Here is a 14,825-nt window from a genome sequence, read left to right as displayed (position 1 = left end):
TTAAGCCTCCTCGGTCTTGCTCAGTCCACCAAACCTACGGTCACGGCCCTGATAGGCCAAAATGGCGTCGACAAGGCCCCAACGATCAAAGTCGGGCCAATAGGTATCGGTGACGTAGAACTCGGAATAAGCTACCTGCCACAGCAGATAGTTCGAAAGGCGCAGCTCACCAGAGGTGCGAATCACAAGCTCAGGATCGGGAAGACCGGCGGTATAGAGGTGGGAAGCCACCATGTCGTCATCAATTGCGGCAGGATCGATCTTACCGGCGGCAACGTCGAGTGCGATCTGACGGACAGCGCGGGTAATCTCGGCACGCGCGCCGTAGTTGACGGCAAGCGCCAGCGTCATACCGGTGTGATCGGCGCACTCGGCAAGACCGCGTTCAAAAACGTCGCGGGTCTTCTTGGGCAGCGCGGAAATATCACCCAAAAAGACAACGCGCACGTTTTCGCGCTTCAGAAGCGGCAACTCGTCGATGAACGTCTTGGCAAACAGGTGCATCAAGACGTTGACCTCATGCTGCGGGCGGTTCCAGTTTTCGGTAGAAAACGCATAGGCCGAAAGCACGTCGACGCCCAGGCGCACGCAGGCGGTAATGATCTCGCGCAGCGAGACGATACCCGCCTTGTGGCCCTCAGTGCGTGCAAGACCGCGCGACGTGGCCCAACGACCGTTGCCGTCCATGATGCACGAGATATGGTGCGGAATGTTATTGAGGTCAAGGTCGGAAAAACCGACGCCCGCAGGGGCGTCGGCAAAGTACTCGACCAGTTTATGCTCGTCGTATTGCACCTTAGATCTCCATGACCTCGGCTTCTTTTTCCTTCAGAAGCTCCTCGACCTTGGCGACATACTCATCGGTGTGCTTCTGGACCTTAGCCTGCTCGCGACGGACATCGTCCTCGGTGAGCTCCTCATCGCGCTCGAGCTTGTTGTTGAAGTCGCGACGGATGTTACGGATAGACACCTTGGCCTGCTCGGCGTACTCGCGGCACTCCTTGACGAGCTCGCGACGGCGCTCCTCGGTGGGAGCCGGGAACGGCAGACGAACCACGGTGCCATCGGAGTTGGGGGTAATACCCAGATCGGAAGCGCCGATGGCCTTGACGATAGCGTTGATGAGTGCCTTGTCCCACGGCTCGATGAGCAGCATGTGGGCCTCGGGGGTCTTGACGGCGGCAACCTGCGTGACCGGCGTGGGAACACCGTAATAATCGACGGTGATGTCGGACAGAATGTTGGCATTGGCGCGGCCGGTACGGACCTTGGAGAAGTTATGCTTGAGGGACTCGAGCGACTTGTCCATGTGGGCGGTGATGTTCTCTGCCATGCTTAATCCTCCTGATAGACGAGCGTGCCGACGGGCTCACCCGAAAGCGCGCGCTTGACGGTGTCCTCGCCATCGATGTTGAGGACCAAAATCGGCATACGGTTGTCCTGGCACAGTGCCGTAGCCGTGGAATCCATAACCTGCAGACCGCGGACGAGAACCTCGTGATAGGTAATCTTGTCAAAACGGACGGCATCAGCGCACTTGACGGGATCCTTATCGTAGATGCCGTCAACCTTGGTGGCTTTAATCAGAATCTCGGCGCCGATCTCGCACGCACGAAGAGCCGCGGCGGTGTCGGTCGTAAAGTACGGATTGCCCGAACCGGCGGCAAAAATAACGACGTTGCCCTTGGAAAGGTGGTTGATGGCGCGACGGCGAATATAGGGCTCGCAGATCTCGTTCATCTGGATAGCGCTCATCACGCGGCAGGGAACATCGTTATGCTCGAAGGCATCCTGCAGGGCGAGCGCGTTCATAACGGTTGCCAGCATGCCCATGTAGTCGGCCTGAGCACGCTCCATGCCACCGGCAGCGCCTGCCATGCCGCGGAAAATATTGCCGCCGCCGACAACGACGCCGACCTCATGGCCAACGGCGAGCAGCTCCTTGACCTGCTTAGCAAGATGGTCGGTAACCTTGGGGTCGATGCCATATTGGCCGTCGCCCATCAGCGCTTCGCCGGAAAGCTTAAGAAGCACGCGTTTATATCGGATGTCGGACAAAGCGATCCTCCTTTAGATTGAACTTTCAACATTCTATCAAAGGCTCTAAGAAGAGCCATGAAAAAGCAGGCTGTGAGTAAAACCCACAGCCTGCTCATTACCAGCTACAAGAGCTTATTTACTCGCCACGGACCAGACGGTCAAAGGCAACGACGGTAATGGTGTCGCCGAGCTCCTTGGAGACCTGCTCAGCGTACTTCTTGATGGTGAGGGAGCTGTCCTTGATGAACTCCTGCTCGGTGAGCACAGACTGCTTGTAGAACTTCTCCAGACGGCCAACAGCCATCTTCTCCTGAATGGCCTCGGGCTTGCCGGACTCGGCAGCCTGAGCCATGTAGATCTGCTTCTCGTGCTCGACGGTCTCAGCCGGAACCTGATCGCGGGTAGCGCAGATCGGGGCGACGGCGGCAACCTGAAGGGCAACGTCGTGAGCGAAGGTCTTGAAGGAGTCGGCCTGAGCGGTCTCGGCCTTCTCGAAGGCGAACTCGACGAGGACGCCAATCTTACCACCCATGTGGATGTAAGAAGCGAGAGCGCCGTTCTCGGCCTTACGGGCGGCGAAACGAGAGATCTTCATGTTCTCGCCCATGATGTGAATCATCTCGGTGAGCTCGGAGGAAACGGTCTCCTCGCCCATCGGCTTCTCGAGCAGAGCGTCGACGTCAGCCGGCTCGGTGGTGGCGACAACCTCGGCGACCTTGGAAGCAAAGCCGGTGAACTTGGCGTTGGAGCCGACGAAGTCGGTCTCGCAGGAGAGCTCGAGCAGAGCGCCGGTCTTGCCATCCTCGGAGACGAACGCGGCGACAGCGCCCTCGTTGGTCTCACGGCCAGCCTTCTTGGCAGCCTTGGCGAGGCCGTTCTTGCGCAGAACGTCGACGGCGGCATCCATGTCGCCGTCAGCCTCGACGAGAGCCTTCTTGCACTCCATCATCGGTGAGTCGGTCATCTCGCGGAGCTGCTTGACCATAGCGGCAGTAATCTGGGCCATTGTGGTTCCTTTCAAAGAGATGAAAAAGACTTAAATAGGACTGATTTACTCGGCCTTGGGCTCGGCGGCCATCTCGGCCTCGGAGACCTGCTCCTTGCCGGAGCCAGCGAGGCAGGCGTCGGCCATGAGCTCGCACATAAGGGTAACAGCGGAGATGGCGTCATCGTTGCAGGGGATGCCGTACTCGACCTCGTCGGGATCGGAGTTGGTATCGATCAGGGCGACGACGGGGATGTTCAGGCGCTGGGCCTCCTTGATGGCGTTCTCCTCGCGCTTGGTGTCGATGACGAAGAGAGCCTGGGGCAGACCCTTCATATCGCGGGCGCCACCGAGGTTGGTCTGGAGCTTAGCAAGCTCCTTACCCAGAACAGCCTGCTCCTTCTTGGGCAGGACTGCCATGCGGCCGTCCTCGACCATGGCCTCAAGCTCCTCCATGCGGTTGATGCGGGAGCGGATGGTGACGAAGTTGGTCAGCATACCGCCGAGCCAACGCTGGTTGATGTAAGGCATGTTGGCGCGCTCGGCTGCGTTCTTGACGGCCTCCTGAGCCTGCTTCTTGGTGCCGACGAACAGCACGTTGCCGCCCTTGGCGACGTTCTTGACGAAGGTGTAGGCCTGGTCGGCGTCAAGGATGGTCTGCTTGAGGTCGAGGATGTAGATGCCGTTGCGCTCACCGAAGATGAACGGCTTCATCTTGGGGTTCCAGCGACGGGTCTGGTGACCGAAGTGGCAGCCGGCCTCGAGCAGGGTGCGGATATTAATCTTGGTAGCCATGTTAAACCTCCTGTGGTTTGCCTCCGCGCGGGGTCATCCTCCATAACCAACCCGGACATGTGCTACCAAAGCCCGGGCACCACGGTATGAAGTAGCCGCGCGTGCGTGATAAAAACATGTTGCCGTGAAGCAACCCGATGAATGATAGCAGGATTGCTTCTTCCTGCCAACCCGCAATCAAAACCACACACCTCGGTGCGGCGCGGGACGTCCCAGCCACTATTCGCCGCGGGGATGGGCTTGAGCCACGGCACGTTTGAGCCGATCGGGCGTGAGATGCGTGTAGATCTGCGTCGTGGACAGGCTCGCATGACCTAGCAGCTCTTGAACCGAGCGCAGGTCCGCACCGCCCTCGAGCAAATCGGTCGCAAAGGTATGGCGCATCGCATGCGGGGCAATGTCGGCCGGAATGCCGGCGAGCGTCGCCAGCGTATGGAACCGCCGCCTGAGCATGGCGGCACTCATGCGATTGCCGCGCGCCGATATAAGCAGCGGATGCGGCCCGGTAGCGAGGTCGCGGCGCTTTGCCCGAGCGAGCAACTCCGGCCTCCCCTCTTCAATATAGAGACGCGTCACATCGAGCGCACGACGATACAGAGGAACGATGCGCTCCTTGCTTCCCTTGCCCCACAGGCGCAGCGTGCGCTCGGACCATGAGATGGATTCCACATTGAGCGCCGCAAGCTCTGAGATGCGGGCACCCGAGGCATAGAGCAACTCGAGCATCGCCGCATCGCGCAGTCCCGCGGGTGTTGAGGTATCAGGCGTCTTGAGCAGCGCCTCGACCTGCTGGGTCGTAAGGACGCCCGGCAGGTCACGCGGCAGCTTGGGCGACGCGATCGCCGAGACCGCATCGCCCTCGACAATCCCCTCGGCAGCCATCCAGCGATAGAGCGAGCGAATGGCAGACAGATGCGCCGCAAGGGTTCGGGGAGCCACCTGCTCACGCGAAAGCTCAGCAAGATAGCGACGAATGGTGCGCACGTCGGCAGCGAAAGCATCGATATCCTCGCGCTCGCACCAGACAGCAAAGCGCTCTAGCCTCGAGCCATAGGCCGTCACCGTGTTGGGAGAAAGTCCCTCAACACGTGCGATATAGGCGATAAACGAGTCGACGGTGTCGTACAGGTCAAAGGCTATGACCGGTCGCCTCCAAACAAGTCGGAGCGCGTGGCCAAGTAGGCATCAAGGGCCTCGAGGGCGCGATCCGCATAAGCCTGATAGCGGTCGCGTTTGCTGCGGCGCTTACCATCCTCGAGTGGCGGCACCAGGCCAAAGTTGACATGCATAGGCTGATAGCCCACGGTGGCAGGATCGGTCGCATAGCCCACGAGCGCACCCAGGGCGCCCACACGCGGCAACTCGACGCCCGCGGCACCGATAGCCTCGGCATAGGTGTTGAGCGCCGCGAGCAGACCTGTCGCCACGGCTTCCATGTACCCCTCGGTGCCGGTGATCTGACCGGCCAGGCGCACGCCGGTACCGGGCACGGCAAAGGTGCTATCGAGCACGTGAGGGGCGTCGACAAAGGTATTGCGGTGCATGACACCGTAGCGGAAGAACTCAGCGTTCTCCAGGCCCGGCACCATATGGAAGACGCGCTTCTGCTCGCCAAAGGTCAAGTTGGTCTGGAAGCCCACCAGGTTATAGGCGGTCTTCTCCTTGTTCTCGGCACGCAGCTGAATCGCCGCCCAGGGGCGACGTCCGGTACGCGGGTCGGTGAGGCCGACGGGCTTCATGGCGCCAAAGCGAATGGCGTCCTTGCCGGTGCGCGCAACTTCCTCGGCAGGCTGGCAAGCCTGGAACAGATCGCCGCCCTCAAAGTCTTTGAGCACCACGCGGTCGGCCGTGGTAAGCGCCTCGATAAAGGCCTCGTACTCCTCCTTATTGAGCGGAGCGTTGAGATAGTCGCCGCCCCCCTGCTCCTCGTAGCGCGACTGCGAAAACAGCACGTCCATATCGAGCGTGGAGGCATCGACGATCGGCGCCGCCGCATCAAAGAATGCCAGGGCATCGCCACCGACGAGCTTCATAACCTCTTCGCTCAGCGCCGGTGAACACAGCGGGCCCGCGGCAATGACCACGTGACCCTCGGGAATCTGCGTGACCTCGCCGTGCACGACCTCGATATTGGGACGAGCGGCAACCTCGGCCTCGACAAGCTCGGAAAATTTGACGCGGTCGACCGCCAGGGCACCGCCGGCGGGAACAGCCGCGCGATGGGCGCAATCGAGCAGGACTGAACCCATGCGCTCAAGCTCGGCCTTCAGCAAACCAGCCGCGGAATCCGGACGGGTCGACTTAAACGAATTCGAGCAGACGAGCTCTGCCAGGTGATCGGTATGGTGAGCCGGGGAGCTCACCTGGGGGCGCATCTCGCACAGCTTTACGGCAAAACCGCGATCTGCCAGCTGGATCGCGCACTCCGAACCCGCCAGACCGCCACCGATAACTGTCACCTGATCGAACTGCATCTGCAAACACCTTTCTAATTGACACGTTTTCCATTGTGACCGAAGGGTGTCTGGGCGTGAAGGGCAAACTTGGAGGGCGCATACCTTCCATCCATCATGCGCTCGATAAGACCCTCGAGTTCAAGCGAACCCAAGAGTTTGAGTACGCCGACAGCATCGAGCGAGACGAGCGCCGCGATGTCGTCGACCTTGAGCGGAGAGGCGATGAGCGCATGCATCACGGTCTGCTGCGTTGGATCCAGGTCGGCAATGCCGGGAGCATCGGGGCGCGAGTAGCGCAGGGTTCCGTAGATGCGTGAGATAGCCATCTCGATAGATTCCTCGTCGACGATGCAGCAGGCACCGTTCGCAATGAGGTAATTCGTGCCACGCGACTCGGGCGATAGGATCGACCCCGGCACGGCAAGAAGTTCGCGCCCCAAATCCATAGCAGCCTCGGCTGTAGAAAACGTCCCAGAAGGCATACCCGCCTCGGATACAAAGAGGGCTTGCGACAGGGCCGCGATCACGCGATTGCGGCGCGGAAAGGCGAACTTGCGCGGACCCATGCCCCACGGAGAGATCGACACGACCGCGCCGCCCGTATCAAGCGTGCGAGTAATAAGCCCCGCGCTCGAACGCGGGTAGACCACGTCGGCGCCCGTCCCCAGCACCGCGACGTGTTTGCCGCCGGCGTTGACCGCAGCCCAACCCGAGGCCTGGTCGCAGCCGACCGCACCGCCCGAGACCACCGTCACCCCCGCATCAACCGCTACTTTTGCCGCAAGCTCTGCCACGGCAAGACCATACGGCGAGGCCTTGCGCGCGCCGATGATGGAGAGCGCGGGCGTCGAAAGCACCTCGGGGTTGCCGCGCACATAAAGCGTCTGGGGTACATCAGAAAGCTCCAAAACGGTCTCGGGATACAACGCATCACCTGGATGCAGCTCGAAGGTCCCCTCGGCCATCATTGGTCCCTCCTTCCCTGGTACATCGCCGCCTCGAGCACGTGGTCCTGCGTCACTTGCTCGCTCTCGGCGACATCTGCGATCGTACGCGCAATGCGAACCAGGCGCACGATGCCACGCCCTGTGAGATGCGTGCGTTTGGATAGGCCGAGTACGCATTTCTCGGCAGCATCATCAAGCTCAAAGGTCGAAACGACGCCGTCAATGGACCGCGTCTCGTCATCCTCGGCCTCGGCATCTGCATCGTCCATACGGGATTCGCGCCAAGCGCGAAAAGCGCGACCGCGCACAACGTAGTCACGTAACTCGGCCGACGACATACCCTCTGCGCCCTCGATAATCACTTGAGGGTCGGGACGGGTCACATCGATCATCATGTCGATACGGTCGGCCAAAGGACCGCGCAGTTTAGACCGATAGCGCTCGACCATCGCCGCCGAGCAGCGGCATGGCACCTCACGGTCGCCCAAAAAGCCGCAGGGGCAGGGATTGCTCGCAGCGAGCAGCTGAAAGCGCGACGGGAAGGTAAAGGCCCCGTCGACGCGTACGATCCTCACATAACCGCGTTCGATGGGCTGACGCAGCGTCTGCAGTACGCCCGTGGGAAACTCGGCAAGCTCGTCCAAAAATAGCACGCCGCCATGAGCAAGGCTGATCTCACCCGGGTGCACCGGGCGCCCACCGCCGATAAGGCCTGCGGTCGAAATACTGTGATGGGGACTGCGGAAGGGGCGGTGCCCCGCCAACAAGCCATCAATGTTCTCACCCAAAACCGAATGGATGCACAGTGCCTCCTGCTGATCCTCAACGGAAAGCTCGGGCAGGATGCCGGTCATACGGCGTGCGAGCATCGTCTTGCCCGATCCCGGAGACCCGATCATGAGCAAGCCGAGTTCTCCTGCCGCCGCAAGCGCCATGCCGCGTTTAGCGACTTCCTGCCCCAGCACGTCTGCATAGTCGAGCTCGGGCTCAAAGGTCGCCTCGACACCCTCGGAATCCAAGTAGTGCCGTGCGGCATCGCCCATGCCGTGAGCAAGCTGAGACAGATGGTCGATAAAGCCGCAATCCACGCCCGCGAGTGGCACATGCTGGTCGGACCTGCCGGCGATAAAAGACAGCCCCATGTCGCGAGCCAATAGCTGAAACGCCACCTCGCCTTTGACAGGAAGCACCGTGCCGTCCAAGCCGAGCTCGCCGGCGATAAGACAACGATCGAGGTTGTCGCGGGGAATCTGACCATCGGCCGCTAGAACCGCGATGGCGATGGGCAGATCAAAGCCGCTACCGGTCTTGCGAATATCGCCGGGCGCCAGATTGACCGTAATGCCCGAGCGCGGGATCTCAAAGCCGGCCGAGCGCATCGCACAGCGAATACGACCACGTGACTCCATCACCTCCATACTCGGAATACCGAGCATCTGAATGCCCGGAACGCCACCGGCAAGCGAGACCTCGACCGTGACGGGAATCGCCTCGACGCCGCGGATGCAGGCCGCGTGAACGGCAAACGTCTCGAACGCCATCACGACACCTGCCAATCGAACGCGTTGTACTGATGCTCGATCTCGGCGATATGCCCGCCGCGAATGGTGACACCCACTGCATCGAAGCGGATCGCCTTGAGCGGATAGTGCTCCATGAGATAGCAACTTGCGATACGGCGATACCGACGCTGCTTTTGGGCATCCACGGCCTCCTCGGGAAAGACCCGCGTGGTGCAATCCAGGGCGACGCGCCTGGTCTTGACCTCAGCCATCACCACGACATCGTCAAGCTCATCGAGCAACACCAGGTCGGCCTCGCCCTCAGTGCAACGATAGCCCTGCTCCAGCAAGGTGTAGCCGCGCTCGTTAAAGTAGTCGATGGTGATCAGCTCGCCCAGCATGCCCAGCTCGCGAGGACTGAGCCCCTTGATAAACTCGGGCGTCATCGCCCCGCAGTCGAGCTCGCCGTTTTCCCAACGCTCCTTGAGCTGCTGCGTCTTGCTCTTTTTGCTTGCGGCACTCATGGGGTCTCCTTTCCAGCACACTGCATTGCCCCGATGATGAGGGCACCTTTCATGCGGGTAAGTACCGGAAGCAAACCAAAAGCTGACCAAATGCCGTCAAAAAACGGGCCGTACGCAGCAATGTTGTTGCATACGGCCCGCTACCAGCAGGTTTATAGAATCCCAAAGGTCCCTGTCTCCACAATTGACCTAGAAAAGGCGCTCAGTCTGCAGAAAGTTTCCGCAAAAGCTCACGCGGTGCAGCGGACAAAGTCCATGTTTGCGAATGGCCTCGATGTGCTCGGGACTCGCATAGCCCTTCGACTCGGCCAGATGGTACTCGGGATACTCGGCATCGTACTCGACCATCATCTCGTCACGCGTGACCTTGGCCATGATGGACGCCGCGGCGATGCAGGCGATTTTGGCATCGCCCTTCACCACATCGCGCTCGTTAGGAACGGCGCCCAGGGGGTTGCCGTCCATGAGGACGCAATCAGGCTCGAGCCCCGTATCGGCCACCGCACCCGCGACGGCGGTACGGATAGCGCGGGCCATACCCATCTCATCGATATCTGCGGGAGCGATATGGCAAAAGCCGATAGCAGTCGCCACCTCGGCAATCTTCACCGAGAGCAGCTCGCGACGCGCCGGCGTAAGCTTTTTGGAATCGTTGATACCCCAGACGCGCGGCTCCATGGGAAGGCACACGGCACACACCGTCAGGGGACCGGCCACCGATCCGCGACCCACCTCGTCGACACCAACGACCACCCCATCGCCGCCAAGCTCATGCATAAGCTCGTACATGCCATTGACGCGCTCGCGCTCGGCAAGTTCCTTGGCATGGCGCTTAAGAGCACGCTCGCGAGCCTTGATCACCTGCTGGCGCGGGTCCTCGCGATAATGCTCCACGAGGGCGGGGATCTCCTCAAACGTTGCGCTCGCCAGCTCTCCGGCAACCTGCGATGCCGAAACCGAGCTCGTCATATTGGCCATACCAGGCCCTCCTTGCATGCAAATCAGATAAAAAGAAGGGCCACCCGAAGGTGGCCCTTGTGTCCAAACGAGTGGACAGACGCTGCGATCTTCTTAGCGCTTCTCGGGGATGCGAGCAGCCTTGCCCACCTTGTCGCGGAGGTAGTACAGCTTGGCGCGACGGACGCGACCATGACGAACGACCTCGAGCTTGGCGATCTTGGGGCTGTGAAGCGGGAAGGTACGCTCAACACCGACACCGAAGGACATCTTGCGGACGGTGAAGGTCTCGCGGGCACCGGCGCCGGCCATGCGGATGACGTCGCCCTGGAAGACCTGGATGCGCTCGCGGTCGCCTTCCTTAATGCGGTAGTGAACCTTGACGTTGTCGGCAACGCGAACCTGAGGAATGTCCTCGCGGATCTGCTGACGCTCGATTGCGCGGATGTAATCCATGTGCAATTCCTTACTCTTCTAGAGGTGCCGTACCACTCTGGCCGGCACGTAGTTGAACAAACGTATTCGAGTATACACGCGCGGGTTTCTGCTGCAAGAACAATTTTTTACGCAGACAAAAAGACAAAACCCGCACATGATAACCGCCCGTCTCACGAATGAGACGGGCGGCATGAAGGGGGCTACGCTAGGCGTCTAAACCCAAAACGTTAGGCGGAACGCTTGGCCTCGAGCTTGGCCTGAGCGGCAGCCAGGCGTGCGAGGGGCACGCGGTAGGGCGAGCAGGACACGTAGTCCACGTCGGCCACGTTAAACAGGCCCTTGATGGACTTGGGGTCGCCACCGTGCTCACCGCACACGCCAAAGTGCATGTCGGGGTTGGTGGCGCGGCCCTTCTCGACGGCCAAGCGCACCAGTTCGAGTACCGCCGTGTCGATGGTCTCGAAGGGATTGTCCTCCAAGATCTTCTTATGCATGTACAGCGGGATGAACTTAGCCTCGGCGTCGTCACGCGAGAAACCGAAGGTCGTCTGGGTGAGGTCGTTGGTGCCAAAGCAGAAGAAGTCTGCGTAATGGGCGATCTCGTCGGCGACCATGCAGGCGCGCGGCAGCTCGAGCATCGTGCCCACGGGAATATTGAGCTCGACGCCCTCTTCGTCGGAAACCTCTGCGATCACGCGCTCGATAACCTCGCAGGTCTGGACATGCTCCGCCGTGATGGAAACGAGCGGAACCATGATCTCGGGGCGCGGGTCGACGCCTTCCTTGATGAGGCGGGCAGCAGCCGTGGCGACGGCGCGAACCTGCATGAGCGGCAAATCGCTAAAGACGACGGACAGGCGCACACCACGCAGGCCGAGCATCGGGTTGGACTCGACCATGCCGTCGATACGACGCAGGCGGGCACGCAGGACGGCAAGCTCTTCCTCGCTGGCGCCAGCGGCTTCCTTCTTGGTGATGGCGACCTCAAGCTCGCGAGGATTATCCAGGAACTCATGAAGCGGCGGATCGAGCAGGCGAACGACCACATCGCGACCGGACATGGTCTTAAACATCGCCAGGAAGTCCTCGGTCTGAACCTTGAGCAGGTCGGCCAGGGCCTGCCGCTTCACGGCCTCATCGTCAGACAGGATAAAGCTCTGGATGATGTTCTTGCGATCGCCCAAGAACATGTGCTCGGTGCGGCACAGGCCAATAGCCTCGGCGCCAAACTCGAGGGCGAGCTCGGCATCCTCGGGATTGTCGGCGTTGACGCGCACATGGTTGGCATGGCCACAGGTCTCGTCCAGGCGAATCTCGTCGGCCCAGGACAGGATGGTGTCCAGGTCGCCGGTAAGCTCGGCGGAGACCAGGTCGACGGGACCGTCGACGACGATGCCCTGGGTACCGTCGATGGAGATAACGTCGCCCTCGTGCAGCACGCGGTCGCTGCCCTCGATGCGCACGACCTTCTCGGCGGCGTCGATATGGAAGCGCTCAACGCCACAGACGCAGGGCGTACCCATGCCGCGGGCGATAACGGCGGCATGGCTTGTCTTGCCACCGTGGCTGGTCAGGATGCCCTCGGCGGCGACCATGCCCTTCAAGTCATCGGGGTTGGTCTCCCAGCGAACCAAAATGACCTTGCGGCCCTCGGCGGAACGCGTGACGGCGTCGTCGCTCGAGAACACGACCTCGCCCACGGCGGCACCGGGGCTGGCATTAAGACCGCTGGCCAGCGCCTCGTACTTCTTGGAGGCGTCAAACTGCGGGTGCAGGAGCTGGTCGAATTGCGCGGGGTCGATGCGGCTCACGGCCTCTTCGCGAGTGATCAGGCCTTCCTCGACCATTTCGATAGCGATGCGCAGGGCGGCGGTGGCGGTGCGCTTGCCCACGCGGGTCTGGAGCATCCAGAGCTTGCCCTGCTCGATGGTGAACTCGATATCGCACATATCGCGGTAATGATCCTCGAGCGTCAGGAACACGCGCTCGAGCTCCTCACCTGCGGACTCGAGCCCCGGGGTGGTCTTGAGGTCGGCGATGGGCTCGGTGTTGCGGATACCGGCGACGACGTCCTCGCCCTGGGCATTAACCAAAAAGTCACCGTAGAACTCCTTGGTGCCGTCGGCCGGATTACGCGTAAAGGCGACGCCCGTCGCAGAGGTCTCGCCCTTGTTGCCAAAGGCCATGGCCTGCACGTTGACGGCGGTGCCGAGGTCGTCGGAAATGCCATGCTGTTTGCGGTAGATGCAGGCACGCTCGTTCATCCAGCTGCCAAAGACGGCCTGGATGGCAAGACGCAGCTGAAGCTCCGGATCGTGCGGGAAGACGGGCTTGCCGTCAGCGATCTCGAGCTCGGGATACAGGGAGGCATCGACGTTCTCGGAGAAGATCCCCTTGAAGGTCTCGACGAGCTCCTGCAGATCCTCGGCCGAAAGCTCGGAGTCGACGCGGACACCGGCGACCAGGCGTGCCTGGGTCAGCGCGTTCTCGAACAGGTCGGCGTCAACGCCCATGACGACATTGGAAAACATCTGGATAAAGCGGCGGTAGCTATCCCAGGCAAAACGCGGGTTCTGCGTCTGCGCGATGAGGCCCTGGACGGAATCGTCATTGAGGCCCAAGTTGAGGACCGTGTCCATCATACCGGGCATGGAGAACGGAGCGCCCGAGCGAACCGACACGAGCAGCGGATCGGAGGCGTCGCCGAGCTTCTTGCCGCAGCGGGCCTCGAGGTCCGCCTCGGCAGCAACGATCTCATCGAGTGCGCCCCCGGGCCACACGTTGCCGGCACCGGAGTACTCGACGCAAGTCTGGCAGGTAATGGTAAAGCCACCGGGAACCGGCAGGCCGATGCGGCTCATCTCGGCAAGGTTTGCGCCCTTGCCGCCAAGCACGAAGTTCATGGACTTGTCGCCCTCAGTGACACAGGTGCCCTGGGCGTCGGTTCCAAAACGGAAAACCCTCTTGCAATCGCTCACGATACTTCCCCTTCCATGCACTTTCGCGCACGACCGTGGTGACGAATCGACCCGCCGGATGCGAGCCGTGAGGGTACTATACGGCGGGCATTGAGCGGGCTTGCGCAGAGGGCGCGGGGGTTGGTAAACGTGGTAAATATGGCGGTAAACGGTAGGTAAAGGTGGTTACCTTATGAAGATACCAATGCAGGAAGCTTACAGGTCAAATGCCAGTTTCTTGCTAAATCGCTTTACCAATATCGTGCATTATTTTTAGCTAGTCTTATATAGACGGGCATTTTAGCTACCCCAATGAGCTAGCTTTGCTGGGCTCGGCGGGCGGCGCGGCGGGCGCGGACTTCTTGGATTTCCTCCAAGTGGCTAATGATCTCGGAGGCGCTCTCCTCGATCGCCTTGCCATCGGTACGCACCACAAAGCAGCCTAGGCGCTTCATGAGGGCACGGGCTTCCTCGAGCTCGCTGCGCACACTCTCGGGCTCGGCATAGGAGCCGGCAACGGCACGGGCGTAATCATCGCCCAAGCGGCTATCGCGAATCTCAGAAATAACGTCGACGGTCGAAATCAGGCCGAACAGGCGCATCGGGTCAACCTCGTAAATCGACTTCGGCGGCTCCATGCCATGGGCCAACGGAACATTGGCAACCTTGTAACCCTGATAGGCCAAATACATCGACAGCGGCGTCTTGGACGTGCGGGATACGCCCAGCAGCACGATATCGGCTCCCGAAAGGTCGTCGCAGCCGCGTCCATCATCGTGCTCAACGAAATACTCCATGGCCTCGATACGATGGAAATAGCGGTCATCAGTCTTGTGAATCACGCCGGCAACGCCCTTTGGCGACACACCGATGAGCGACGACAGCACGGCGAGCGTCGGGCCGATCAGGTCGACCGAACGGATATGCAGCATACCCAGGTAATCGAGCACGCGGGCGCGAAGCGCCGGATCGACAATGGTGTGGAACACGGCGATATCGCGATGGTCCGCATCGACACGCGGCCCCACAAATGACTTGACCTGCTCCACGGAGGTCACCTTGGGCAGGCGCAAAACGCGAAAAGCCCCTTCATCAAATTGCCCGGACGCCGCAAGCACCACCTCACAAGCGGTATCACCGAGCGAGTCGGAGATAACGATGACGGTGGGACGAGCGGTGACCGGGCAATCCATGCGGGGCTCCTTTTGCGCTTACGCGCAGGCT

Annotated in this window: 14 protein-coding genes; all 14 read right to left on the bottom strand. The window is 61.0% G+C overall.

Features of this window, described 5'->3' with window-relative positions; translation table 11 throughout:
* The 14 genes from uppS to ARB25_RS00245 all read right to left on the bottom strand — a co-directional run bounded on the left by uppS (position 1) and on the right by ARB25_RS00245 (position 14,794).
* Positions 1 to 795, bottom strand: a complete 795-nt coding sequence (gene uppS, locus ARB25_RS00310) for an undecaprenyl pyrophosphate synthase (protein ID WP_055285137.1) — start codon at positions 793 to 795, stop codon at positions 1 to 3.
* A gap of 1 nt (position 796) precedes the next feature.
* Positions 797 to 1,333, bottom strand: coding sequence for a ribosome recycling factor (gene frr, locus ARB25_RS00305; protein ID WP_006236112.1), 537 nt, complete (start codon positions 1,331 to 1,333; stop codon positions 797 to 799).
* Between the two features lie 2 nt (positions 1,334 to 1,335).
* Positions 1,336 to 2,058, bottom strand: a complete 723-nt coding sequence (pyrH, locus tag ARB25_RS00300; RefSeq protein ID WP_035138557.1) for a UMP kinase — start codon at positions 2,056 to 2,058, stop codon at positions 1,336 to 1,338.
* Between the two features lie 118 nt (positions 2,059 to 2,176).
* Positions 2,177 to 3,046 carry a translation elongation factor Ts gene (gene tsf, locus ARB25_RS00295; protein WP_055285136.1) on the bottom strand — a complete coding sequence of 290 codons (870 nt, stop codon included), beginning with the start codon at positions 3,044 to 3,046 and terminating at the stop codon, positions 2,177 to 2,179.
* A 45-nt stretch (positions 3,047 to 3,091) separates the two neighbouring features.
* The gene (gene rpsB, locus ARB25_RS00290) at positions 3,092 to 3,820 is read right to left on the bottom strand and encodes a 30S ribosomal protein S2 (protein ID WP_055285135.1); all 729 of its coding nucleotides are present in this window, start codon (positions 3,818 to 3,820) and stop codon (positions 3,092 to 3,094) included.
* A 219-nt stretch (positions 3,821 to 4,039) separates the two neighbouring features.
* Complete coding sequence (locus tag ARB25_RS00285; RefSeq protein WP_366223324.1) at positions 4,040 to 4,948, bottom strand: tyrosine recombinase; 909 nt, start codon at positions 4,946 to 4,948, stop codon at positions 4,040 to 4,042.
* 8 nt (positions 4,949 to 4,956) lie between these two features.
* Positions 4,957 to 6,294, bottom strand: a complete 1,338-nt coding sequence (gene trmFO / locus ARB25_RS00280) for a methylenetetrahydrofolate--tRNA-(uracil(54)-C(5))-methyltransferase (FADH(2)-oxidizing) TrmFO (RefSeq protein ID WP_055285133.1) — start codon at positions 6,292 to 6,294, stop codon at positions 4,957 to 4,959.
* A 14-nt stretch (positions 6,295 to 6,308) separates the two neighbouring features.
* On the bottom strand, positions 6,309 to 7,244 hold the full coding sequence (locus ARB25_RS00275; RefSeq protein WP_035138565.1) for a DNA-processing protein DprA: 936 nt from the start codon (positions 7,242 to 7,244) through the stop codon (positions 6,309 to 6,311).
* Complete coding sequence (locus tag ARB25_RS00270) at positions 7,241 to 8,764, bottom strand: YifB family Mg chelatase-like AAA ATPase (protein ID WP_006236101.1); 1,524 nt, start codon at positions 8,762 to 8,764, stop codon at positions 7,241 to 7,243. Before ARB25_RS00270 ends, ARB25_RS00275 begins: the two co-directional genes overlap by 4 nt.
* A complete protein-coding gene (locus ARB25_RS00265) occupies positions 8,764 to 9,249 on the bottom strand; it encodes a YraN family protein (RefSeq protein ID WP_055285132.1) in 486 nt (161 codons plus the stop codon). Before ARB25_RS00265 ends, ARB25_RS00270 begins: the two co-directional genes overlap by 1 nt.
* Positions 9,250 to 9,438: 189 nt before the next feature.
* Positions 9,439 to 10,227, bottom strand: coding sequence for a ribonuclease HII (gene rnhB / locus ARB25_RS00260; protein WP_055285131.1), 789 nt, complete (start codon positions 10,225 to 10,227; stop codon positions 9,439 to 9,441).
* Between the two features lie 93 nt (positions 10,228 to 10,320).
* Positions 10,321 to 10,662, bottom strand: coding sequence for a 50S ribosomal protein L19 (gene rplS, locus ARB25_RS00255; RefSeq protein WP_006236098.1), 342 nt, complete (start codon positions 10,660 to 10,662; stop codon positions 10,321 to 10,323).
* Positions 10,663 to 10,871: 209 nt separating this feature from the next.
* Positions 10,872 to 13,622, bottom strand: coding sequence for a pyruvate, phosphate dikinase (gene ppdK / locus ARB25_RS00250; RefSeq protein ID WP_055285130.1), 2,751 nt, complete (start codon positions 13,620 to 13,622; stop codon positions 10,872 to 10,874).
* 296 nt (positions 13,623 to 13,918) lie between these two features.
* On the bottom strand, positions 13,919 to 14,794 hold the full coding sequence (locus ARB25_RS00245) for a pyruvate, water dikinase regulatory protein (RefSeq protein ID WP_055285129.1): 876 nt from the start codon (positions 14,792 to 14,794) through the stop codon (positions 13,919 to 13,921).
* Positions 14,795 to 14,825: the final 31 nt, after the last annotated feature.

Source organism: Collinsella aerofaciens (genome assembly GCF_001405375.1).
Taxonomy (GTDB): Bacteria; Actinomycetota; Coriobacteriia; order Coriobacteriales; family Coriobacteriaceae; genus Collinsella; species Collinsella aerofaciens_F.
Note: the sequence above shows the minus strand (reverse complement) of the source record. Positions and strands in the feature narration are given on the sequence as shown.